The organism is Halorussus pelagicus, from assembly GCF_004087835.1.
Lineage (GTDB): Archaea > Halobacteriota > Halobacteria > Halobacteriales > Haladaptataceae > Halorussus > Halorussus pelagicus.
In genome coordinates this window covers 242,534-264,235 of record NZ_CP035119.1, presented here as the reverse complement: position 1 = coordinate 264,235, position 21,702 = coordinate 242,534, and the positions used below count along the sequence as shown (strand labels likewise).

The 21,702-nt window shown below is 65.7% G+C and carries 23 protein-coding genes, 1 tRNA gene and 2 pseudogenes; 17 read left to right on the top strand and 9 right to left on the bottom strand.

Annotation, left to right across the window (positions count from 1 at the left end; genetic code table 11):
* Nucleotides 1–88: 88 nt before the first annotated feature.
* Complete coding sequence (locus EP007_RS01345) at nt 89–1,384, bottom strand: carboxylate--amine ligase (RefSeq protein WP_128475933.1); 1,296 nt, start codon at nt 1,382–1,384, stop codon at nt 89–91.
* Nucleotides 1,385–2,157: 773 nt separating this feature from the next.
* On the opposite strand from EP007_RS01345, the gene EP007_RS01335 reads away from it, so the two are divergent.
* On the top strand, nt 2,158–2,946 hold the full coding sequence (locus EP007_RS01335; protein WP_128475932.1) for an aldo/keto reductase: 789 nt from the start codon (nt 2,158–2,160) through the stop codon (nt 2,944–2,946).
* A 217-nt stretch (nt 2,947–3,163) separates the two neighbouring features.
* Complete coding sequence (locus tag EP007_RS01330) at nt 3,164–3,715, top strand: GNAT family N-acetyltransferase (RefSeq protein ID WP_128475931.1); 552 nt, start codon at nt 3,164–3,166, stop codon at nt 3,713–3,715.
* Nucleotides 3,716–3,740: 25 nt separating this feature from the next.
* On the opposite strand, the gene EP007_RS01325 is transcribed toward EP007_RS01330, so the two are convergent.
* On the bottom strand, nt 3,741–4,253 hold the full coding sequence (locus EP007_RS01325) for a DUF3592 domain-containing protein (RefSeq protein WP_243700419.1): 513 nt from the start codon (nt 4,251–4,253) through the stop codon (nt 3,741–3,743).
* A gap of 186 nt (nt 4,254–4,439) precedes the next feature.
* Here EP007_RS01325 and EP007_RS01320 point away from each other — a divergent pair, with 186 nt between their 5' ends.
* Together EP007_RS01320 and EP007_RS01315 are read left to right on the top strand one after the other, a co-directional pair.
* Entirely contained in the window at nt 4,440–5,240 is an 801-nt protein-coding gene (locus EP007_RS01320) for a prephenate dehydrogenase/arogenate dehydrogenase family protein (RefSeq protein WP_128475930.1), read from the top strand.
* Nucleotides 5,237–6,649 carry a small ribosomal subunit Rsm22 family protein gene (locus EP007_RS01315; RefSeq protein WP_128475929.1) on the top strand — a complete coding sequence of 471 codons (1,413 nt, stop codon included), beginning with the start codon at nt 5,237–5,239 and terminating at the stop codon, nt 6,647–6,649. The genes EP007_RS01320 and EP007_RS01315 overlap by 4 nt, the downstream gene beginning before the upstream one ends.
* A 7-nt stretch (nt 6,650–6,656) precedes the next feature.
* On the opposite strand, the gene aroA is transcribed toward EP007_RS01315, so the two are convergent.
* The 3 genes and pseudogenes from aroA to EP007_RS01300 all read right to left on the bottom strand — a co-directional run bounded on the left by aroA (nt 6,657) and on the right by EP007_RS01300 (nt 8,634).
* Entirely contained in the window at nt 6,657–7,958 is a 1,302-nt protein-coding gene (aroA, locus tag EP007_RS01310) for a 3-phosphoshikimate 1-carboxyvinyltransferase (protein WP_128475928.1), read from the bottom strand.
* A gap of 78 nt (nt 7,959–8,036) precedes the next feature.
* A pseudogene (locus EP007_RS01305) lies at nt 8,037–8,270 on the bottom strand (universal stress protein); the annotation flags it as partial.
* 76 nt (nt 8,271–8,346) lie between these two features.
* On the bottom strand, nt 8,347–8,634 hold the full coding sequence (locus EP007_RS01300; RefSeq protein ID WP_243700418.1) for a hypothetical protein: 288 nt from the start codon (nt 8,632–8,634) through the stop codon (nt 8,347–8,349).
* A gap of 84 nt (nt 8,635–8,718) precedes the next feature.
* On the opposite strand from EP007_RS01300, the gene EP007_RS01295 reads away from it, so the two are divergent.
* From EP007_RS01295 to aroC, 3 genes are all read left to right on the top strand, one after another.
* Nucleotides 8,719–9,303 carry a hypothetical protein gene (locus EP007_RS01295; RefSeq protein ID WP_128475926.1) on the top strand — a complete coding sequence of 195 codons (585 nt, stop codon included), beginning with the start codon at nt 8,719–8,721 and terminating at the stop codon, nt 9,301–9,303.
* Between the two features lie 58 nt (nt 9,304–9,361).
* Nucleotides 9,362–10,534 carry a M24 family metallopeptidase gene (locus tag EP007_RS01290; protein ID WP_128475925.1) on the top strand — a complete coding sequence of 391 codons (1,173 nt, stop codon included), beginning with the start codon at nt 9,362–9,364 and terminating at the stop codon, nt 10,532–10,534.
* Nucleotides 10,535–10,640: 106 nt separating this feature from the next.
* A complete protein-coding gene (gene aroC, locus EP007_RS01285; RefSeq protein ID WP_128475924.1) occupies nt 10,641–11,807 on the top strand; it encodes a chorismate synthase in 1,167 nt (388 codons plus the stop codon).
* 51 nt (nt 11,808–11,858) lie between these two features.
* Here the strand turns inward: aroC and EP007_RS01280 are convergent, their stop codons facing one another.
* Complete coding sequence (locus EP007_RS01280; RefSeq protein WP_243700417.1) at nt 11,859–12,422, bottom strand: plastocyanin/azurin family copper-binding protein; 564 nt, start codon at nt 12,420–12,422, stop codon at nt 11,859–11,861.
* A 333-nt stretch (nt 12,423–12,755) separates the two neighbouring features.
* Here EP007_RS01280 and EP007_RS01275 point away from each other — a divergent pair, with 333 nt between their 5' ends.
* The 3 genes from EP007_RS01275 to EP007_RS01265 all read left to right on the top strand — a co-directional run bounded on the left by EP007_RS01275 (nt 12,756) and on the right by EP007_RS01265 (nt 14,720).
* The gene (locus tag EP007_RS01275; protein WP_128475922.1) at nt 12,756–13,076 is read left to right on the top strand and encodes a HalOD1 output domain-containing protein; all 321 of its coding nucleotides are present in this window, start codon (nt 12,756–12,758) and stop codon (nt 13,074–13,076) included.
* 13 nt (nt 13,077–13,089) lie between these two features.
* Nucleotides 13,090–13,986, top strand: a complete 897-nt coding sequence (locus EP007_RS01270; RefSeq protein ID WP_128475921.1) for a DUF7504 family protein — start codon at nt 13,090–13,092, stop codon at nt 13,984–13,986.
* 101 nt (nt 13,987–14,087) lie between these two features.
* Nucleotides 14,088–14,720, top strand: coding sequence for a uracil-DNA glycosylase (locus EP007_RS01265; protein WP_128475920.1), 633 nt, complete (start codon nt 14,088–14,090; stop codon nt 14,718–14,720).
* A gap of 17 nt (nt 14,721–14,737) precedes the next feature.
* Here the strand turns inward: EP007_RS01265 and EP007_RS01260 are convergent, their stop codons facing one another.
* Nucleotides 14,738–14,944: a hypothetical protein gene (locus tag EP007_RS01260; protein ID WP_128475919.1), complete on the bottom strand. Its 207-nt coding sequence runs from the start codon at nt 14,942–14,944 to the stop codon at nt 14,738–14,740.
* Between the two features lie 20 nt (nt 14,945–14,964).
* On the opposite strand from EP007_RS01260, the gene EP007_RS18080 reads away from it, so the two are divergent.
* The 4 genes from EP007_RS18080 to EP007_RS01245 all read left to right on the top strand — a co-directional run bounded on the left by EP007_RS18080 (nt 14,965) and on the right by EP007_RS01245 (nt 16,714).
* Complete coding sequence (locus EP007_RS18080; protein ID WP_281062928.1) at nt 14,965–15,090, top strand: hypothetical protein; 126 nt, start codon at nt 14,965–14,967, stop codon at nt 15,088–15,090.
* A gap of 35 nt (nt 15,091–15,125) precedes the next feature.
* Nucleotides 15,126–15,902: a TIGR04282 family arsenosugar biosynthesis glycosyltransferase gene (locus EP007_RS01255; RefSeq protein WP_128475918.1), complete on the top strand. Its 777-nt coding sequence runs from the start codon at nt 15,126–15,128 to the stop codon at nt 15,900–15,902.
* A gap of 28 nt (nt 15,903–15,930) precedes the next feature.
* Nucleotides 15,931–16,013: transfer RNA gene (locus tag EP007_RS01250), tRNA-Ser, on the top strand.
* Nucleotides 16,014–16,393: 380 nt separating this feature from the next.
* Nucleotides 16,394–16,714 (top strand): DUF5785 family protein, encoded by a 321-nt coding sequence (locus EP007_RS01245; RefSeq protein ID WP_128475917.1) that lies wholly within the window; start codon nt 16,394–16,396, stop codon nt 16,712–16,714.
* Nucleotides 16,715–16,956: 242 nt separating this feature from the next.
* Here the strand turns inward: EP007_RS01245 and udk are convergent.
* Nucleotides 16,957–17,589 (bottom strand): annotated as a pseudogene (udk, locus tag EP007_RS01240) (uridine kinase); the annotation flags it as partial.
* A gap of 475 nt (nt 17,590–18,064) precedes the next feature.
* Nucleotides 18,065–18,259 carry a cold-shock protein gene (locus EP007_RS01235; RefSeq protein WP_128475915.1) on the bottom strand — a complete coding sequence of 65 codons (195 nt, stop codon included), beginning with the start codon at nt 18,257–18,259 and terminating at the stop codon, nt 18,065–18,067.
* A 292-nt stretch (nt 18,260–18,551) separates the two neighbouring features.
* Between EP007_RS01235 and EP007_RS01230 the strand changes: the two genes are divergently transcribed.
* The 3 genes from EP007_RS01230 (at nt 18,552) to EP007_RS01220 (ending at nt 21,702) form a co-directional block, all read left to right on the top strand.
* The gene (locus tag EP007_RS01230; protein WP_128475914.1) at nt 18,552–19,310 is read left to right on the top strand and encodes a GTP cyclohydrolase IIa; all 759 of its coding nucleotides are present in this window, start codon (nt 18,552–18,554) and stop codon (nt 19,308–19,310) included.
* A 154-nt stretch (nt 19,311–19,464) separates the two neighbouring features.
* Nucleotides 19,465–20,082, top strand: a complete 618-nt coding sequence (locus EP007_RS01225; RefSeq protein ID WP_128475913.1) for a CBS domain-containing protein — start codon at nt 19,465–19,467, stop codon at nt 20,080–20,082.
* Nucleotides 20,083–20,256: 174 nt separating this feature from the next.
* Nucleotides 20,257–21,702, top strand: coding sequence for a branched-chain amino acid ABC transporter permease (locus tag EP007_RS01220; protein WP_128475912.1), 1,446 nt, complete (start codon nt 20,257–20,259; stop codon nt 21,700–21,702).

The following is a 21,702-nucleotide window of genomic DNA, read 5'->3' as shown; positions in this document are numbered from 1 at the left end:
ACACTCGTTTCTCGGAGTCGGAAGAGAGACGCCGACGAATCGAAAAAGAGAGCCGGAGAGAACGAACGAGACGCGGCGAAACCGTCACCTAGCAGGAGCAGTAGTATTCCTGCGTCCCGAACTCGGTGCTGAGAAGCTGATACGCCGGTCCGGGGTCGCTCGGTCGGTACACGCCGGTCGTCAGGTCCGCGCTCGCCTCGAAGTCGCCCGAGAGGAGCGAGAGCCAGTCGTCTCCGCTCAGTACGTCCGCGAAGGCGTCGTCGCTCCCGAGCAGTTGCATGTAGTCTGCGAGGTAGACCCAACTCGCGTCCCGGATTTCGTCGGCCTCGTAGCTCTCTCCCACGGCGTCGCTGTACGCGGCCAGCGGGAGGTTCGCGCCCGCCTGCACTGGCAGAGAAATCCACTTCCACGGCCGGGTGTTCACGTCGATGAGGACGTACTCCTCGCGGTCGCCGTCGTAAAGGAACTCGGCCTCGCTGATGCCGTAGTAGTCGGTCTCGTCCAGCACTGCGAGCGCGTTCTCCTCGACCTCGCGGGCGGACTCGCCCGTCGCGCGCCGGACGACGCAGGAGGTGCCGTAGCCCAAGGGGTAGCGGACCCGAGCGTTCCCGACGAACGAGACGGCGTCCCCTGATTCGGGGACGTAGGAGGCCAGCGAGCAGTCCTCGCCCTGCACGGCCGGGACCTTCTCTTGGGCCATCACGCGGATGTCTTCGTCGGCGGCGTTGGCCACCACGTCGTCCAGTTCTGCTTCGTCGGCCACCTCGATGACGTTCGTACCGACGGCCTCGGAGAACTTGCGCTTGAGCGCGGGCTTGATTACTAGCGGGAAGCCCAGTCGCTCGGCCGCCTCTGCGGCGGGGACGCTCTCTCTGTTCTCTCCGGCAGGTCCCTCTTCGCCGCCGGTCTCGTCGGGGTCGGTCTCGGCGATGCGGTAGGTCTCGGGGTAGGGAACATCCAACTCCTCGGCGACGGTGTAGAGCGATTCCTTGTCCAGCACGCGGTCGATGGTCGCGCGCTCGGCGAACGGGAGCGCGACGCCTTCCGGTTCCGTCCGGGAGAAGGCGTGAACCCACTCGTCCATGCACCCGAACGCCACGGGTTCGTGGTCCAACTCCGCGGCCAGCGCTTCCACGTCCTCGCGGAATCCCTCTTCGTCGTCCAGCGGGTATGTGACCCGCCCGGCGAAGTCCACGGTCTCGGAGTAGGGCGCGACGCCCTTCTCGTTGCGGTCGATGGCGATGACGGGCACGTCGCGGGCCTTCAGCGCGCGCGCCACGCTCAGGCCGGTGACGTGGGCGTTGCAGACGATTGCTGGCGGGCGGTCGAACTCGGCGTCCGCGAGCGCGTCGCGGAGTCCCTCGAAGGAGCGGAAGGTTGCCATACCCCTGCTTGGCGTCTCGCGCGCTAAAAGTCGTGCGAGTCGGCAACACCGTCCGGGGACTACGACGAGTTGGGATTTCCTTCCGGCGCGCGCTGGCGTCTGCGCGAACGGACGTTCGCGCAGGCTCGTCGGACGCGGTTTGTCCGACGGCGCGACCTCGTGTCGCGCCATCAGCGCGCGAGGGCTGAGGACCGCAACGAAGTGAGGACCGCAAGCGGTTGGGGAGGACGTGGCTCTCGCGGTGCTGTGCGGTTGCGGTCTGATTTGCTCAAGCCTGACGCTAGCTTCTACTCGACTTTTCAGTTAGCGATTTTCCTTCCTCTGCAAGAAACGTCACTCCCCAATTGTGCGAATTGTCTCTCCCAGAGACCTGCCACAACCGGCAAGTGTGCGTCCGTCGAACTCGGACTATGCTTCGACAGCGAACCGAGACCGACGAGCCACGCGCAGAATCAGGAGACGACGGCGGTATCTTGCGGAAGGGGCTTCCCTTCGCACTCGCCTTCGCAATGGGGTTCGTCCTCGGCAGACAGCGCGGGGACGGTGCCGAGGCCATCTCCGGCGAGGAGGGCGGACTGAGCGAGACCGCGCGCGAGGTTCGGGAGCGCGCGACTCCCGGCGAGAGCGAGGTTGGCGAGTCCGTTGAGTCCGAATCTGCCGAATCCGAGACTGCCGAAACCGAGACCGCGGAGTCCGAATCCGCCGAACCCGAGACCGCCGAAACCGACGAGGAGGTCGCCGCCCTCTCGCCGCCGACGACCCACGGGATACCGATGCTCGGTCTCGGCACCTACCAGATAGAGGCGTACGACGAGTGCGTCGAGACCGTCGGGCAGGCCCTCCGGATGGGGTACCGGCATATCGATACGGCCGAGGGGTACGACAACGAGGACGCGGTGGGCGACGCCGTCGCTGATTCCGACGTGGACCGCGATGACGTGTTTCTGGCGACGAAGGTGAGTCCGGATAACCTCGACTACGACCACGTACTGACCAGCGCCGCCGATAGCTTCGAACGGCTCGGCGTCGATTTCGTGGACCTACTGTACGTCCACTGGCCGACCGGCGAGTACGAGACCACCGACACGCTCGAAGCCTTCGCGGAACTCCGCGAGGAGGGACTCATCGGCGAAATCGGCGTGAGCAACTTCACAGTTGACCTGCTCGAAGAGGCCGTCGAAGTCTCCGAAGAACCCATCTTCGCCAATCAGGTCGAGATGCACCCCCTGCTTCCCCAGACCGAACTCCAACAGTTCTGCGCGCAGGACGACGTGGACGTGGAACTGGTCGCGTACTCGCCCATCGCTCGCGGCGACGTGTCGGACGTAGACGAGTTACAGGCGGTCGCCGAGAAACACGACGCGACTCCCCAACAGGTCAGCCTCGCGTGGCTCCGCGAGAAGGAGGTCACGGCCATCCCGAAAGCGACCAGCGAGGACCACCTCCGGGAGAACTGGCTCAGTCTCGACGTGGAACTCGACGACGAGGACGTGGAGAAGATAGATTCCATCGAGGAGCGTCGGCGAATCGTGGACCCCGACAAAGCGCCGTGGAACCAGTAGCGCGGAGCGCGAGGTGCTTCGCGCAGGGTGTGAGAATTAAGGGCATATTACGACATTTATCATGAAAGACCATTATCTTTAACTGCCGCCCCGTCCTCGGTCCGGGCGCAATGGGACGACGACCCACGTCGATGGCCCCGTACAACTCGCTTCGCGCCGGACCGACCGACGGTCCGCTTTCCGACCCGCTCGGCCTGCGCGGGCGCGACGGAGGATGATGAGCGCCAACGCCGCCGAATCCGACGCCGAGCGTCCGGACTTCCCGAACGCACCGCGGAACTTCACGGACGAGGAGGGCCGCGTAATTCGGTTCCGGGCCGCGGGCGACTCCGCGGGCGAATTTGGAAACGAGTCGGTCTCCGAGCGCGACTCACTCGCGGCGATGTACGACGCCTTCGACGCACCCGACCGCGCACAGGGCATCCCACCCGCGAATCCCCGTCGGCGCGCTCAGTGGCTCGACAGGCTCCGGGAGGGCATCGAGGTCGTTGCACGCCACGAGGGCGTCGCGGTCGGCCACGCCATCTTACTCGACGGCGGACCGGGTCACGAACTCGCGCTGTTCGTTCACCCCGACTACCACGGGGCGGGCGTCGGCACGGCGCTCCTCCGAACGCTCCTCGGTTGTGGCCGGTCGGCGGGCGTCGAGCGTGTCTGGCTGTCGGTCGAGCGGACGAATCGCCCGGCGGTCAGCCTCTACCGCTCGGCCGGGTTCGCCCCGATAGACAGCGGACTCGGCGAGTTGGAGATGGCGCGCTCGCTCCGGTAGCGGAGAGAAAAGTCGTCGGTCCGCGCTACGACCGCCTGAGACCGCGGACCACGTACACGCAGCCCATGAGTCCCACCACCCCGCCGAACGCGGCGATTTTCAGCGGCCCGTTCGTCTTCTTGGCCTTGAGGAACGCCTTCCCCGGCGAGTTCGGGTTCACGTACGCGGTCACGGTGTCGCCCGCCGTGTACTCCTCCAAGACCGATTCAGCTTCGGACCGCTCGTCGTAGTTCGTGGTGAGTTGAGCGGGGTAGAGATTCTTCGACGTGTAGGATTTCCCTTCGTACTCGTACTCGAAGGTAACTTTCGGCTCGAACCCCGAGCGTCCGCGACGTTCAGCGACGCGGTTTATACTCGTCTCGGTGACCGTGGCGTCCACCGTGGTCGCCTCCTCGATGGCGTCGGACTGTTGTGTGTAGTCGTAGCCACCGTAGCCAGCAACGGCGATCCCAACTATCAGTAGCAACGCTCCCCCGTAGAGAGCGTCGGGTTTTTTTCCCATTATCGATATTTTCATATTTTGCGTATAGGGCGTCATAAATACTCGCCGCAATTAATAATACCGGATGGTTTCGAGGGCGGCGCGGGCCAACTATGCGGTTCAGTTCCGAGAGCCGCTGTCGTTGCGGTCTCGGACGTTCGCCGGGGGAGCCCGCCGTCACCGCCGGTCGCTCGACGGTCCGTAGCGAACCCCTTTTGAGACCCGACCGGCTAGCCACTCCCGATGAAGTTCCTCGTCGTCGGCGCGGGCGAGATGGGCCGGTGGTTCGGCGGAGCGATAGCGGCGCACGCCGCGGAGACCGACGCGGGCGACGAGACGGACGTAGCGTTCGCCGACACCGACACCGAAGTCGCAAGGGCGGCCGCCGACGCGGTCGGCGGCCGCGCGGTCTCGCTCTCGACCGACGAGCGATTCGACGCGGTCTGTATCGCGGTTCCGATGTCGGCCGCCGAGTCGGCTATCGAGCGCCACGCGCCGACGGCCCAGCGCGCGCTCGTGGACGTGACCGGTCGGATGGCCGACCCCGTGGCCGCGATGCGCGAGGCCGCGCCCCACCGCGAGCGCGTGAGTCTGCATCCGCTGTTCGCGGCGTCGAACGCGCCGGGCAACGTCGCGGTCGTCATCGACGAGTCCGGTCCCGTCACCGACCGAATTTCCGAGGCGCTCGCGGCCGCGGGCAACCGACTGGTGGAGACGACGCCCGGCGAACACGATTCGGCGATGGAGACGGTCCAAGCCGGGACCCACGCCGCGGTGCTGGCGTTCGCCGCCGCGGCCGAGGACGTTCCCGACGGCCTGACGACGCCGATTTTCGAGGACCTGAGCGCGGTCGCCGAGCAGGTCACCGGCAACTCGCCCTCGGTCTACGCCGAGATTCAGGCGACGTTCGACGGCGCGGACCGAGTCGCAGAGGCGGCCGCGTGCATTGCCGATGCCGACGACGAGGAGTTCGAGCGACTGTACCGCGAAGCGAGCGACGCGATTCGGGACGCGAGCGCGACCACGGAGAAAGAAAACAGATGAACGACGAGTTACGACAGAAGGTCCGGGAGAACGCGAAGTACCTCCGGGAGGTCCGACCCATCGACGCCGACGAGATAGCCGAGTACATCGAGAGCCAACCGCACCCCGGCGTCGTCCGCCAGATTCTCCGCGAGGAAGCCCCCTCGCTCGGACTAGTCGAGCGCGGGGACCGCACCTTCGAACCGGTCGAGGAGGGTCCGGTCTCGCCCACGTTCCACGGCGTCGAGGCGTTTCCCCCCGAGTACGGGAGGGCGCTCGAAGACCTGCTGGTCGAGCGCTTCGGTCCCGACTGGCACGAGGGCGAGTCGGGCAACCGACTTCGGAACGTCATCGCGCGGCTCAAGGAGGATTATTTCCAGAATAACCCGGTCGAGTACGACGAGACCGCGGCGCTCGGGTACGCTCTCTACCACCTGCCGGACAACTACGCCGTGGTCCAGTACGTCGTCCACGAACTCGCCGAAGAGGGACTGTTGGACCGCCGACTCCGAGTTCTCGACGTGGGCGCTGGCGTCGGCGGTCCGGCGCTGGGACTCGCAGACTACCTGCCCGAGGACGCCGTGGTGGAGTACGACGCGGTCGAACCGAGCGCGGCCGCCGACGTGTTCGAACACCTGCTCGCGGACGCCGACCGGAATTTCCACGCCGAGGTGCATCGAGAGACCGCCGAAGAGTTCGACCGGCCTTCCGACCGCCCCTACGACCTCGTGCTGTTCGCCAACGTCCTGAACGAACTCGACGACCCCGCCGCGGTCGTCCGGCGCTATCTCGACTTTCTCGCCGACGACGGGTCTGTCGTGGCGCTCGAACCCGCCGACCGCGAAACCAGCATCGGACTCCGGCAGGTCGAACGCGCCGTCGCCGACGAGGCGCGCGCCGCGACGGTATTCTCGCCGACCCTTCGGCTCTGGCCCGGCGAGTTCCCCACCGACCGCGGGTGGTCGTTCGACGTGAAACCCGACGTGGCGGTGCCGGGGTTCCAGCGCAAACTGGACGAGGCCGCGGGCGCGTCGGGCGAGTTCGTCAACGTGGACGTGCAGTTTTCCTACTCGATTCTGCGCCCCGACGGCACCCGGAAGGTCGAGTTCGACCTCGACACCGAACACGTCGCCAAGATGGCCGACATGGAGCGCCACGTCACCCGGCGCATCGACCTCGTGGCGCTCAAACTCAGCCACTCGCTGTCAGAGGGCGACCGGAATCCGCTGTTCAAAATCGGCGACGGGAGTGAGATTGAGGACCACTTCGCGGTGCTGACCCGCGAGACGGCGATGAACGCCGACCTCGAAACGGCCGACTACGGCGACCTGCTCTCGTTCGAGAACGTGTTGGTGCTGTGGAACGACGACAACGACGCGTACAACCTCGTCGTGGACGAGGACACCGTCGTGGACCGGATTCCGGTCTGAGTCGGCGTCATCGGTTCACGGTCGCGCCGAGGTCGTACAGCACCTCGAAAAAGTCCGGGAATGATACGTCCACGTGTTCGCCGCCCGAAATCGTCGTCGGGCCGTCGGCCGCCAGCGCCGCGACGGCCAGCGACATCACGATTCGGTGGTCGCCCCGGCCGTCGAGTTGCGCGCCGGTCAACTCCGACTCGCCGCCCCGAATTGTCAGCGTCTCCTCGGTCTCCTCGGTCTCGACGCCCAACTTCTCCAACTCCTCGGCCATCGCGCTCACGCGGTCGGTCTCCTTATACCGGACGTGTTCGCAGTTGACGATGCGGGTCTCGCCCTCGGCGACCGCGCCGAGCGCCGCGATGGTCGGCAGGAGGTCGGGCGTGTCGCCCACGTCCACCTCGACGCCCGAGAGGGCCGAGCGCTCGACCGTCGCCACGCCGTCGTCGCGGTTCCAATCCACGTCCGCGCCCATCCGCCCGAGGATGCCGACGATTTTCGAGTCGCCCTGTGCGCTCGGGTACGCGCCCCGTACGCGCACCTCGCCGTCCTCTTCGGCCGCAATCGCGCCCACCGCGAGCAGGTACGAGATAGACGAGAAGTCGCCGGGGACGTGGTACTCGCCGTCCGCCGGTTCGTAGAACTGGCCGCCTTCGACGTGATACACGCCGCCGCCGTCCACTTGGCGCTTCCCAGCCTCGATACCGAACTCGTCCAGCAGTTCGAGCGTGATATCGACGTACGGCGCGGACTTGAGTTCGGTTTCGAGTTCGACCTCGACGCCCTCTTCGGTCACCGCGCCAGCCATCAGCAGGGCGGTCACGAACTGCGAGGACACGTCGCCGGGCATCGAAACCGTGCCGCCCGAGATGGGTCCGTCCACGACGAGGGGGGCCTGCCCGTTCCCGCGGGTGCTTCTGGCGCTCCCGCCCAATTCCTCGACGGCCCGGAGCAGTGGTCCGTGGGGCCGCGAGCGCAGGGAGCTATCGCCCGTCAGGACGGTGCCGCCGTCCGCGAGGGCGGCGGCCGCGGTCACGAGGCGCATGGTCGTCCCGCTGTTCGCGCAGTCGATAACGTCGCCCGGCACTTCGGGGCGGCCGTCGAACCCGTCCACGTTGAGGTGGTCGGACTCTCGCGTGACATCGCCGCCGAAGGCGTCCACGGCGCGCATCGTCGCTTTCGTGTCGGCGCTGACCAAGGGGTCGTAGACCAGCGCGCCGCCGGAGTAGCCCGCGGCCAGAATCGCCCGATGGGTGTAGCTCTTCGAGGAGGGCGCGCGCGCCGACCCCGAGAGCGTCGATGGGTCTATCTCTACGTCCATGTGCGGCCCGACGGGCCGGGGGCGTATCAGAATACCGGAGGTGGCGAAGTATTCGCCCGACGCCCGATTCGCGCCCCACTACCGAACGACCGTCACGGGCACCGTCGCCCGCCCGACGATTTCCTTCGCGGTCGAACCGACTAGTCCCTCGTAGCGCTCCGAGAGGCCGCGGTGGCCGACGAAGATGGCGTCGTCCCCCTCGATGTCGGCGTCGTCAGACCTTGCCCGACCGCTCGAAGAATCCCGCCCTTCGGCGAACTCGGTGATGACCTCGACCGGTTCGCCGTAGAGCAGGCCGGTCTCGACTTCGACGCATCGGCTGATTTGCATTGGGGGGATTCCCCGAGACCGGTCGGCGAGAGAAAGTCGCGTCGTCGCGCTCGGGGCCTCAGAACTCGCGTTCGCGGTCTCGCGCTCGGTCCTCGTGTCGCTCCGGCGGTCGATTCTCCATCGCGTCGGCGATGCGCTCGAACGCCGCGACGAACCGCACCGCGAGATTGAGCGACCGCCAAAGGAGATACGTCACGAAGAGCAACGCCACCACCAGCACGCCGAGAAGCGGTCGAGTAGCGATGAGAAGGCTATACAGCATGACGAGGACCGACAGCAGGGCGAGCGTTCCGCGGACCACCGGAGACGGTTTGCGGGTACGCTCGGAATCATCCTTACCTGACATGTTCTCGGTTTCGAACGGCGGGGGCGAAAAGCTTCCGTCCCGACGCGGAGAAAGTATTTACCTCGCCCGCGAGAGTCGCCGGACGTGCCACCGTCGAAACGCCGCCGGACCGATAGCTCGTCGCGTCTCGGCGCTCTCCGGTCGTCGCGCCGCCGCGCCCTCCACCTCGGCGCAGTCGCGCTCGCCGGGTCGGTCGCCGGATGTTTCTCCGGGGTGCTCGACGACGCTAACGACGAAACGACCGCTGCGTCCGGTCCCGAGACGACCACGGAACCGACCGACGAGTCGCCCACGACCCACGCGCTCGGTGTCGATACCTCGCTTCCGGAGGGGTCCGTCGAGTTCCCCGAGGGACCGAAGTCCCGCCCCGAGCGCCCGGCCGACCTGACCCCCGAATCGGTCCGGACGTACGTGGAAACGTTCGAGGGCCGGTGGGTCTACAACGACCTCTACCGGGGCGAGTCGAGTTCGGTCTCTCAGGAGTGCGGCGTCGATTCGGTGACGGAGTACGGCGAGGGCTTCCAGGCCATCGCGTGGTGTTCGGCGTGGGCGAACTCCGGGAAAGGTGAGACGACGATTCACGCGGACTACTTCACGCAGTACGCGACCTACTTGATCGGGCCGGACTCGACGGTTCGACGCGAGGGGAAACCGGGGACGCGGAGATGAGTTCGGCGGGAGTTCCGGAACCCGTATCGTTTTGCCGTTCGCGCGGCTTGCAATCGGTATGAACCCCGACCTGTCACCGCTCGCGGACGCGCTCGCAGACGCCGACGTAGACGGCTACCTCCTCGACGCCGACTCCGAGGAGTCCGACCAGTTGTACCTCTCAGGCTTCGACGCGCCTGACCCCTTCGTTACGCTCTACACGCCCGAGGAGACCGCCCTGCTCGTCTCGGGGTTGGAGTACGGCCGCGCGACCGAGGAGAGTCGCGCCGACGCCGTCGCCCGACTCTCGGACTACGGCTTTCAGGAGAAGGTCGCCGAGTACGGTCGCACCGAGGGCAAACAGCGCGTCGTGGCCGCGTTCTTGGCGGACCGCGGCGTCGAGTCGGTCGCCGCGCCCGAGCGGTTCCCGCTGGGCACCGCCGATGGCCTGCGCGAGCAGGGTCTCTCGGTCGAGGTGCTTGACGGGGACGTGGTGGAGGAAATCCGCGCGACGAAGACCGACGAGGAGGTCGAACACGTCCACGCCGCACAGCAAGCTAACGAGGCCGCGATGGCGGCCGCCGAGGAGTTGATCGACGCCGCCACCGTCAAGGACGGCGTCCTGTACCACGACGGCGAGGCGCTGACCAGCGAGCGCGTCACGGAGGAAATCGAGGTCACGCTCCTGCGGCACGGCTGTGCGCTGGACGAGACCATCGTCGCCTGCGGCGCGGACGCCGCGGGACCGCACAATCGCGGGAGCGGACCGCTCGAAGCCAACGAGACCATCGTCATCGACATCTTCCCGCGAGACAAGTCCACGAAATACAACGGCGATATGACTCGGACGTTCGTCAAAGGCGAGGCCAGCGACGAGGTTCGGCGGCGCTACGACATCACTCACGAGGCCTTCGAGGTCGCGCTCGACGCCATCGAACCCGGCGTGACTGGCAAGGAGGTCCACGACGCGGTCTGTGACGTGTACGAGCGAGAGGGGTTCGATACCCTCCGGAGCAACCCCTCCGCGGAGACCGGATTCATCCACACCACGGGTCATGGCATCGGTCTCGACGTTCACGAACTCCCGCGTGTGAGTCCGGACGGCGGCGAACTCCGGCCGGGCCACATCGTCACCATCGAACCCGGTCTCTACGACCCCGAGGTCGGCGGCATCCGCATCGAGGACCTCGTGGTCGTCACCAAAGACGGCTACGAGAATCTGACCGACTATCCGATTCGGCTGGAACTGTAGGCGGCGCGACGGGCGTTCGGCGACGATTTTCGCTCGGATCGATTCCCACCGAGCAACTTGCGGCTTCTGCAAACCCTAAATAGTCGCCCGGACCAACGTCTCCGTAATGAACGGAAACAGCTTCGGACGCCTCTTCCAAGTGACCACCTTTGGCGAGAGTCACGGCGAGGCGATGGGCGTCACCGTCTCCGGTTGTCCGGCCGGACTGGAACTCGACGAGGACGACGTACAGGCCGACCTTGACCGCCGCAAGCCCGGCCAGTCGATGATAACGACGAGTCGCGGCGAACCCGACCACGTCTCCATCAAGTCGGGGCTACAGGACGGCTACACCACGGGCACGCCAATCGGGATGGTCATCGACAACAAGGACGCCCGCTCCGAGAAGTACGAACCCTTCGTCACTGCGCCCCGACCCTCCCACGGCGACTTCACCTACTCCGCGAAGTTCGGCACGCGCAACTGGGGCGGCGGCGGCCGGTCGTCGGCCCGCGAGACGGTCAACTGGGTCGCGGCCGGAGCCATCGCCAAGAAGATTCTCGCCCGAGAAGGAATCGAACTCAAGGCCCACGTCAATCAGATCGGCGACATCGAGGCCCCGGAAGTCTCCTTCGAGGAGATGCTGGAACACAGCGAGGACAACGAGGTCCGGTGTGCCCACCCCGAGACCGCCGAGCGAATGCGCGAGCGAATCGACGAGTACCAGCAGGAAGGCGACTCCATCGGCGGATCCATCTACTTCGAGGCCCGCGGCGTCCCGCGGGGACTCGGCGCGCCCCGATTCGACTCGGTGCAGGCCCGACTCGGACAGGCGATGATGAGCGTCCCCGCCGCGACGGCCTTCGAGTTCGGACTCGGCCGCGAGGCCCGCGAGTACACCGGACTGGAGCGAAACGACGAGTGGGAGTTCGAGGACCCCGACAATCCCGAGGAGAGCGACCCCGTACCGGTCGAAAACGACCACGGCGGGCTACAGGGCGGCATCACCACGGGCGAACCCGTCTACGGCGAGGTCACGCTCCACGCGCCCACGTCGATTCCGAAGTCCCAGACCACCGTGGACTGGGAGACGGGCGAACAGAAAGAAGAACAGGTCATCGGCCGCCACGACCCGGTGCTTCCGCCGCGGGGCGTCCCCGTCGTGGAGTCGATGCTCGCGCTGACGCTCGTGGACTTCATGCTGTTGGGCGGGCGCATCAACCCCGACCGCGTGGACGACCGGCCGGGCGAGTACGACACGGACTACCACCCGAGCGGTCCGCAGAACGAGTAGCCCCGCGTCGCCGAAAAAAGCCAGTCCGACCGGTTTTTGGACTCTCTTCGACTACCCGGAACTGTTGGCTCCGCCGCCACCCTGTATCGACACCTCGCCGACCATCGTGGTCGGGTGGACGATACAGATGTACTGGGCCATCTCCTCGCTGGTCTCGAAGCGGACGCCCTGTACGCTCCCTTCCCCCGTGATAATCTCGGTCTCGGCGACGAGCGACGGCGTTCCCTGTCGGTCGTCGGTCGCGTTTCCACCGGTCTCGTTGCCGACGCCGGTGACGTTCCCGTCCGAAATCTGGAGCGAGACGTTTTGGTCGGGCGCGGTCCCATTTATCTGCTGGAACACGTCGGACGAGACGCCGAGCGGTTCGAGGACTTCGAGACTGTTGCCGTTCGCGTCCTGAATGGCGAAGTTGTGGCCCACACCGTCAACGTTCTCCCAGAACAGCGTGTAGGTCGTCCCGGCTTGCAGGTTCAGCGTCGGGTTCGACGGCGCGTTCTCGGACCCTTCGCCCGGCAGTCGCCAGCCGAGCCACCCCGCTGTTTCCCCGCCGAGGATGATTACCTCTTCGCCGCCGCCACCGTCCTGTGCGAGGACCGTCGCGTTCAGACCTGCCAATGCACCTGTCGCCGCTGCCGCTTTCAGAAAGCGGCGTCGAGACTGTGTCATGAAACCCCACCGTGTACGTCTCCGCGAGAGGGAGTAAATGGGGTCAATCGTTCTCCGCGTTTACTCGCAGGAGGCTTCGTAACGGGAGCTTTCCGTCCGCGTAAACGGTCTCGACGCCAGCGACGCCCTGCCGCCCCACCCGACACGAGCGTCACGAGCGCGGTCGGACTCCGATTCCACGGTTCGACTCATCGGGTCGAACTCACCGACCACTTTCGCCATAAATTTATTGTAACTATAAATTGAATACGAAGTAGGGTCGGAAACGTGTCCAAAAGTAACATGGAAAAAAATACCAACGATAGCTCGGGGGTGACCGAAGCGCCTGACCGTCCCGGCGTCTACCGCGCGACGTACGACCCGGACGGTTCGGCGACGCTGAGCGATGTCGTCATCGAAGCGATAGCCGAAGTTGCGGACGTGGACCCGACGACGACTGTCATCCCCATCGCCGACAGAATAGACCCGGACGCACTCGACTCGCTGTTCGCCGACAGCGAGGGCAAGGCCCAAGCCACCTTCCGGGTTTGCGGTCTCGAAGTCCTCGTTCGGAGCGACGGCCGCGTTCGAATCGTAGACGAACACGTCTCAGACGACGACTAAGGAGGTGAGTGGTGTGCAAGATACGAAACTCGTCCGGACGTGCGTACGCAGCGACCCGCACACGCTGGTCCTGCGCCGAACGGGCGACGACGATTCCCGATTCGACGTACTGCTCGACCTACTGACCAAGGAACCCACGGACGCGGTGGCGGTGACTCACCGCCAGTCCGAACAGTTCCTCCACGAGTGGCGCGAGCGAGTCAACCGGCCCCCCCGAAACGTCGGCGTCGTCAGCGTCGGCGAACGGATGCGCTCTTCGACCGCCACGGCCGCGCCGCTCCCCACTGACCGGACCCCGCTCCGGGGCGTCGCGGACCCGACCGACACGGAGGCACTGCGCGCCGCCGTGACAGGGTATCTCGACGCATGGCCCGACGGGGACCGGACCCTCGTCTACTTGGACTCGTTGACCGACCTTCTCGATTCTCTCGACACTTCGCAGGCGACCGAATTTCTCCGCGAGTTCTTCCGCGCACTGGACGCCCGCGACGCCGTCGGCTACGTCTGCTTGCGACCCGCGGCCCACGAGCGACGGGTCGTCCGCGAAGTCGCGTCACTGTTCGACACGGTGGTCGAGACCGTCGAGACGCCGACCACCGCGGTCGCTCGGCCCTCGGTGGACGACTGCTTCGAGGCCGTCGCGGACCCCCGACGCCGGTACGCCCTCGACGCGGTGTCCGACGGCGACCCGGTTTCGGTTCCGGACCTCGCCGACCGCGTGGCGGCCCGGAGTTCGGTCGGCCGCGAGCGGGTCGTGACCTCGCTCCGGCACGTCCACCTGCCGAAACTCGCGGCGTTCGGGATGGTCACCCGCGACCGAGAGCGCGACCGAATCGAACCGGGCGACTACTTCGAGCGCGTCGAACCGTATCTCCGGAAGGCGCTCGGAAGCGACGGCGACCGGTACTGATTGCTCGCGGCGTTCGGTACCCCGGTTCTCGGCGCTCTGACCGAACGACTGTCCATCCCGCTCCGACCGGTTTTTACCCCGCGCGCCCCTCGATACCGACGATGGACGCGAACCAGCAGACTCGCTCGAACCCTTTCGGGATGGACGCCGACTGCGAGAACTGCCCGGAACTCTGTGCCACCCGCGAGCAAGTCGTCCACGGCTACGGTGACGTGGGCGCGGACTTCCTGTTCGTCGGCGAGACCCCCGGTTCCGGGGCCGACCGGACGGGCGTCCCCTTCACGGGCGACGAGCGAGGCGAAGCCCTCCAGCACGTCTTGGGCCTGCTCGGTCTCAACAACTCCCTGCCGAGCGACCCGGAACCGGAACTCGACAACGCCTTTGTGACCTATCTCGCGCGCTGTCGAGACCCTGACCGGTCGCCGACCGACGAGGAGATTCGGACTTGCGAACCCTACCTCAACGCCGAGGTGAGGATGATAAACCCCGAGATTCTGGTGCCGGTCGGCCAGCGCGCGCTGACCGAGATTGCGACGGAGTACACCACGACCCCGGCCGCGGAGTTCGACGCGAACGACGACCACGCGACGACGATTCGGGGCCGGGGCTTCGAAATCGTCCCCATGCGCGACCCGCTCGCGCTCTCGGACGCCGAGCGCGAGGCGTTTCTCGACCACTTCTCGTCGCTGATGAGTCGGGACTACCGCCAGACGAAGGGGCGGCGGAGTCGCTGAATTCCGGTCTGAGTGGGTCAGCGACCCCAGTAGGGGTTCGATAGCAAGCGGTTCGGCGACGCGCCCGCCTTGCTCGCTCCGAGGAGTGCCGCGAGCAACAAGACAACGACCGCGAGCGCCGCGACGCTGTCGAGGACCGCGGCGATTAGTCCGACGAGCGCGCCGACCGCGACGAACGTCACCGTCAGGACCGCCAGCGTCGCCAGCGCTTTTACCCAGTTCATACGCGAGGGGAGGGTCGCCGGTGACAAAAAGGGACCGCCGCGTCGAATGGCGGGGTCGCCGAGAGCGCTCCGGTGTTGTCGAAGACTCGGGGTTCGCCTACTGCTCGGGGTTCGCCGACCGCTCGGGGTCGCCGAGCGGAGAATGACGACTTTCAAGGCCGCGGCCCACCCAGAGTGAGGTATGACTGTCATCGCCGTCTTTGCGGATCCGCCGCGGCCGGGACTGGTACTGCCGGAACTCGCCGAGTCGTCGCCGCTCTCCGAGCAGGAGGCGGCCGACCTCTACGCCGCGACGCTGAAAGACACCGTCCGGGCGGTAGAGCGGAGCGGCGGCGAACTGCTGGTCAACTATCGCAACGAGGAGTCGCTTCCCGACGAACACGCCGACGCGGGCGACCCGAGCGCCGAGGCGGAGGTCCGGGCGCTCGTCGCCGACGCCCTCGAAGACCCCGACGACGCGCGCTTCGAGGTGCAGGTCGGCTCGACGTTCGCCGCGCGTGCTGGCAACACCGTCTCGCACCTGCTCAACGAGGAGGGCGCGCAGTCGGCCGCGGTGGTGCGGGCCACTGCGCCGATGCTGACTCGTAAGGAGATAGACAGCGCCGCGATGAAACTCCGGCGCAACGAGGTCGTTCTCGGCCCGAGCGAGCGCGGTCGGGTCCACTTCGCGGGGTTCACCGAAACGGTGGACTTCGAGGATGCCTACGCCGCGCCCGAGGTCGAGACCCTGACCAACCGCGGCGTCGATGCGGGCCACGAGGTCGGGTTCCTGCCGACCGCGACCAGCGTGGCCACGGGGGCCGATTTGGTCTCGCTCGTGCCCGAACTGAACGCCCGCGCCGCCGCCGGGCGCATCGTTCCGGGCCACACCGCGACCCTGCTTCGGGAGTGGAGTCTCCGCGTGGAGGACGGCGACGCCGGTCTCGAACTGGTTCGAAGGCAGACCGACAGTTCTTAGACGCGCGAGTCGCTACGTGCGAGTGCGCGGTGGGATGGCAGAGCGGCCTATTGCGCCTGCCTTGAAAGCAGGTGGCGTCATGCCTCTTGGGTTCAAATCCCAATCCCACCGTATTCTGACGAAACTTTACTCAGTAGCGATATTTTTACTTCGAACTCCGGCGCGTGCGAGCGTGACCCGCAAGTGGTCACGCCCATCCGCGCGAGGTCGTCGTGAGCGGATGCGAACGACGGCTCGGCGGACGCGGTTTGTCCGCCGGTGGACGAGGACCGCAACGGAGTGAGGACCGCAGTCGGTTGGGGAGGCGTGTGGCCCGCGGTTGCGGTGCTGTGCGGTGACTCCTTGGCTCAAGCCTGAAGCTAGTCTCGCTGTCCGACTTGTCGTGTTCGTACGAATTACTGTCCGATTTACGGGGCCGAACCGACCGAGACCGAGAAGGACACCTACGCGAGAGAGAAATCCTTTTCCTCTACCCACCCAACGGTTCGCACATGGACTGGCCCCACGACCCCGACGGCGAAGAAGGGAGCGAAGGCGGACGCAAGTACGGCATGGCGATTCTCGCCAAGAAACTCGACGACGAGGCGGACTTCCCGCTCGACAAGCGGGAGTTCGTTGAGGACCACGCCGACGAACCGATTCGCATCAACTACCAGCGCGTCGTCAGCGTCGAAGACATCTTCGAGTACGTCGAGGGCGAGCAGTTCGAGACCATCGTGGACTTCCACAAGGCCGTCGGCGCGGGGATGCGCCGCGGCGGGTTCTGGGACTACCACCCGCAGGGCGAGTCGCCCGAGAAGAAGAGCGCCTGAGTCGGCTTTTTTCGGTACTACTCCGCGTTCGCGTTCTCGTCGTTCCACTTCTCGGAGTCCGCGTCGGACTCCCCAGTCGCGCGTCCGTCGCCCTCGCGCGCCCCGCGCTCGGCGTCGCTGGCGTCGGAGTTGGCGGCGGTTCGCTCCGCGTCGTCCCTACTCCGCTCTGCGTCCGCCGCGCCCGTGTTCGTCACCGTGAGTCGTTCGGCGTCCTCGCGCTCGACGCCCTCGTCGCTCAGGGTCCACGCCGACCCCGAGTCGGTGTAGGTCTCCGCGCGGACCTTCTCCTCCAACAGGTTCACGGCGACGGCGTTGGCACCCTCGGGAATGATGAGGTCGGCGCGCTTCTTGCTCGGCGCGACGAACTGCTCGTGCATCGGCTTGACCGTCGAGAGGTACTGGTCGATGACTCCCTCCAAGTCCCGGCCGCGCTCGACCACGTCGCGCTCGATGCGCCGGAGGATGCGCACGTCGGCGTCGGTCTCGACGTAGACCCGGATGTCGAGCATCTCATTGAGTTCCTCGTCGTAGAGCGCGAAGATGCCCTCCAGCACGATAACGTCGGTCGGTTCGACCGTGACGGTCTCGTCTTTCCGGTTGTGTATCTCGAAGTCGTACTGGGGCATCTCGATGGTCTGGCCCGAGAGCAGTGCGTCCATGTGTTCGCGCAGGAGGTCCCACTCGAACGCCGAGGGGTGGTCGTAGTTGACCTCCGTGCGCTCCTCGTAGTCCATGTGACTGAGGTCTTTGTAGTAGTTGTCCATGGGAATGCGTGTCACGGAGTCCTCGACTTCCTCGGTGATTTCGCGGGCGACCGTCGTCTTTCCGGCCCCGGTGCCCCCCGCGATGCCGACGACGAACGACGGAATGGTCATTGATGTGGTGCAGGGCGGACTGCGGTTTGAATCTCCCGGATTCGGATTCTTCGTGCTATCTGTGGGAAATGTTGGAGTATCGTGAGTAGAGCGCAGTTCGGCGAGGGCGAAACTCGACTGTCGTTCCGTTCTTTGACTTCCTCCTCTCTTTCACCTCGGCGCGTGCGGGCGCGACGCCGCGGGCGTCGCGCCCTTCCGCGCGAGGGCTGAGGACCGCAGCGAAGCGAGGACCGCAGGCGGTTGGGGAGGCGTGAGGCTCGCGGTTGCTGTGCAGGGCGGTTGGCGGTATGATAGGAGTCGGCTCTAGTCCGCTGTGCGGTCGCGGTGCTGTAGCAATTGTAGTGTCGTCGCGGCATGCTACTGTTGCGCGTGAGTCTCCGAGTAGTACGTCGTTACGGACACCTATCGCTACTCACGAGCGGTTTCCAGAGAAAATCACGAGTCGTACCGCCGTCAAGCGGACAACTGCGCTAATTTAAAGTCGCGTAAGATTCGTCGCGCGCGGACCCTTGTCCGCTTGCTCGATCTCGAACTCTACGTCAGTGCCTTCCTCGAGGTCGGGGCCGCCGATATCTTCCATGTGGAAGAAAACGTCCTCGTCCGCGTCCTCAGTGTCGATGAAGCCGTAGCCGCCTGTGTCGTTGAAGAAGTCAACGGTTCCTTCTGCCATAGCAAATTAACGAATGTCCGCCGCACGGATAAGTATTGTGAGATACGTCTACGAAACGGCGTCAAATGTGGACAGATATTTTCCGATTTCGGCTGAATATCGTCAGAGTCCGACCGTACAGTCACTTCGGTTCCGTATCGACGCGGATTCCGGCCCTCTCGATAGTATTCTGTCCGTATCGACAATTGCCCGAGAGAAATTCCTCGTTTCGCGCTGATTCCGTTCTCAGTTCTGGAAACGCTACCACAATTAGGATAACTTATAACCCGTCGCTACGAATAAACGCCCAACAGTGACGAACGCGCAGGTCACCCTGATTCAGATCGACAACTACGGACCGTGGACCGTGACGCCCGAACCGCGCCGGGAAGTGGACCTCCAGACGCTCCAGTCGCGGCTGTACGCCGACCTCGCCCAACTGGTCGGCAACCGCGAGGGGTACGTCTTCTTCACCCGGTTCGACAACATGATTGCGGTCACGAACGGAATCGACGAGGCCGACCACGCGCTGATGCAGGAGTCGGTCGCCAACCGCTACCCCGTGACCGTCAGCTTCGGCGTCGGCGTGGACCCGAACCCGGTCGATGCGCTCTCGACGGCGACCGAACACATTCAGGACGCCGGGAGCGCCCAAGCGGCCGACCGGACCGAAATCCTCCGGGGGGCGACGCTCGACCCCGACGAGCGCGCGGACGACGACGTGCAAATCGCACACTTTGACGTGAACGACGCCACCGGGAAGTACACCGACCGGATGAACGCCTTCGACTCGTTCATCCACATCGAGCAAGGGTACGCCGAACTGATGCGGTACTTCCGCAAGGCCCACGACGGTCTCTCCTTTTTCGTCGGTGGAGACAACGTCATCGCGCTGGCACCCGACCTCGACGCGGCGGCTTACGAGGACACCGTCCGACACGTCCAAGAGACCGCGGAGGTCGAACTCAAAGTCGGGGTCGGACAGGCCGCGAACGCCCAGACGGCGGGGATGGCGGCCAAGCACGCGCTCGAAGACTGCCGCGACGACGGCGACCGCGTCGTCATCGACTGACTCGCGGACCGATTTCTGCGAGCGACGACCGTTCCGCACTACCAGTTCGTCCTCCATTTGCCCGCAGTGAGATAGTTAACTTCTAGCGTTGGTCTCTTACGGGGATAAAGTTGCCGGGGATACTTTTTAGAGAACCTGTGACAATCGTTCTCACATGGAAGGCGAAGTGACCGTTCGGGACGTGATGTCCCGAGAGTACGTCGGTGTCAACGAGTCTGATACGGTTCTCGGAGCAGTCAGACTCATGCGCGAGGAGGGAACCGGTTGCGTGGTCGTCCTGCACGGGAGCGAACCGGTCGGCATCGTAACCGAGTCGGACGTGCTCGCGCTGGTCGCCGAGGAGCGCGACCCCGCCGAGACCGAGGTGTCTGCGGTGATGTCCGACCCCGTTGTCTCGGTGGACGCTGAGCGCGAACTCTCGGACGCCGCGGCCACGATGTCCCGCGAGGACATCCGGCGACTCCTCGTCACGAACGCGGACGAACTTATCGGAGTCCTCTCGGAGCGCGACGTGATTTCGGCCTCGGCGTCGCTGTCGGCTGTGCCGTCGCTCCGCGGCGACTCGCCTCCGGGCGTCGGCGGCGGGCCGATGGGCGAGCAGCGACTGGGCGGCGACCCGATGACGGACGACCGGCCGTCCGAACCGGCCGAGGTCACCGCCGAGAGCGGCGAGTATTCCGACCGTAGCATCTGCGAGACATGCGGGACGCTGAGTCGGGAACTCGCCAACGTCAACGGACAGCTAATCTGCGCGGACTGCCGGGAAGTGTAGTCGGCGCGGACCGGAGACTCGCCGGTCGGGAATGCTGACTCTTTCGGCTGACGCTCTGAGAGCGGGCTATCCGCTCGCTTAGTGGATGTGAAAAAGCACAAGACACAAATAGGTCGGCATTGCGAGGTACGGTGTATGGTATGGTGTGGCATTCAACCATGGGGGTGATTTCACATGCCACCTAGTACGGGGTTGGCAAACGCGGTCATGACCGGGTTAGTCACCGGGAGCATCGTCGCGCTGGGCGCTATCGGGTTGGCGCTGGTGTACAACATCGCCGAAGTCCCGAACTTCGCGCACGGAGAACTGCTGATGCTCGGGGCGTACATGGCGCTGTTCGTCAACAAACCGGCGACTGTACCGGTCTTCGAACAGCTAACGGACGCGACGACCCGTGAACTCAGTGGTCTCGGGATGGCGGTTCTGTTCGTCCTTGCCGCGGGGTCGGCGCTCACCGCGGTGTACTTACTCGGGGGAGTACCGGCGCTGAAGGGGTCGTGGTGGCCCGGCGACCTCGCTCCGGCGCTCGCGGTCGGGGTCCACGCCGTCGCCGCGGCCGCGCTGGGTCTCGTCGTCACGCTCGGGTTCCCGTCGATTTGGGCCGGACTGTTGCTCTCGGCGCTGATGCTGGCGTGGATAGCGCCGTTCCTCGAGAAGGTAATCTTCCAGAAGTTCCGCGCGAAGGAGGCCTCGCTGGCGACGATGCTTATCGTCACCCTCGGTCTCTCGTTCGTGCTTCGGTTCGGCACGCAGGCGTTCTACGGGGGGCAGGTCCGGACCTACGTCGTCCCGCAGGTCGGCACGGTGTTCGGCTACGACATCGGCCTGTCGGCGGCGAAGTTCTTCGACTTCTACGTCGCTGGCGGCGGGCTGACGATGCACGTCATCGACACCGGGCCGGAGACGAACCAGACGATGTTCACCGCGACTTACTCGTGGCTCGCAATCGTCGCGCTGGTCGGCCTGACCATCGGCGTCGCGGCGGCGGCCTACCGCTGGCGGCGCGGCGGCGCGGAGGGATACGGCGCGAGTCACACCGTCGGTCCGAAACTCACCGCTGCGCTCGGCGGCGTCGTGACTTTCGTCGCGCTTCTGTCCGTCCTCGGGGGCGGCGGGACAGTGCCCGAGTCGTCGTCGCTCTCGACCCGCGTCCGCCTCTCGGTGATGCGGGCCTCGGTCCTGTTCATCGCCGTCGGGATGATGGGGTTCCTGCACTTCCTGTTACAGGAGACCAAACTCGGGAAGGCGATGCGGGCGTCCAGCGACAACATCGACCTCGCCAAGATTACGGGCATCAACACCGACCGCGTGATGATGGCGACGTGGATAATCGCCGGGGCGTTCGCCGCTGTCGGCGGCGTCATGCTCGGCGTGCTGTTCAGCCAACTGACGGTCAACATGGGCTTTTTCCTCTTGCTCCCGATGTTCGCCGGAGTCATCCTCGGCGGACTTCAGTCGGTGTACGGCGCGATTCTCGGGAGTTACATCGTTGGGCTGTCGATGGACGTGGGTATCTACGCGATTCCGAACATCGGCTCGACGTACCGCATCCCCATCGCGTTCGCCATCTTGTTCGTCGTGTTGCTGGTCAAGCCGGAAGGCATCACGGGGGGTGGGTAG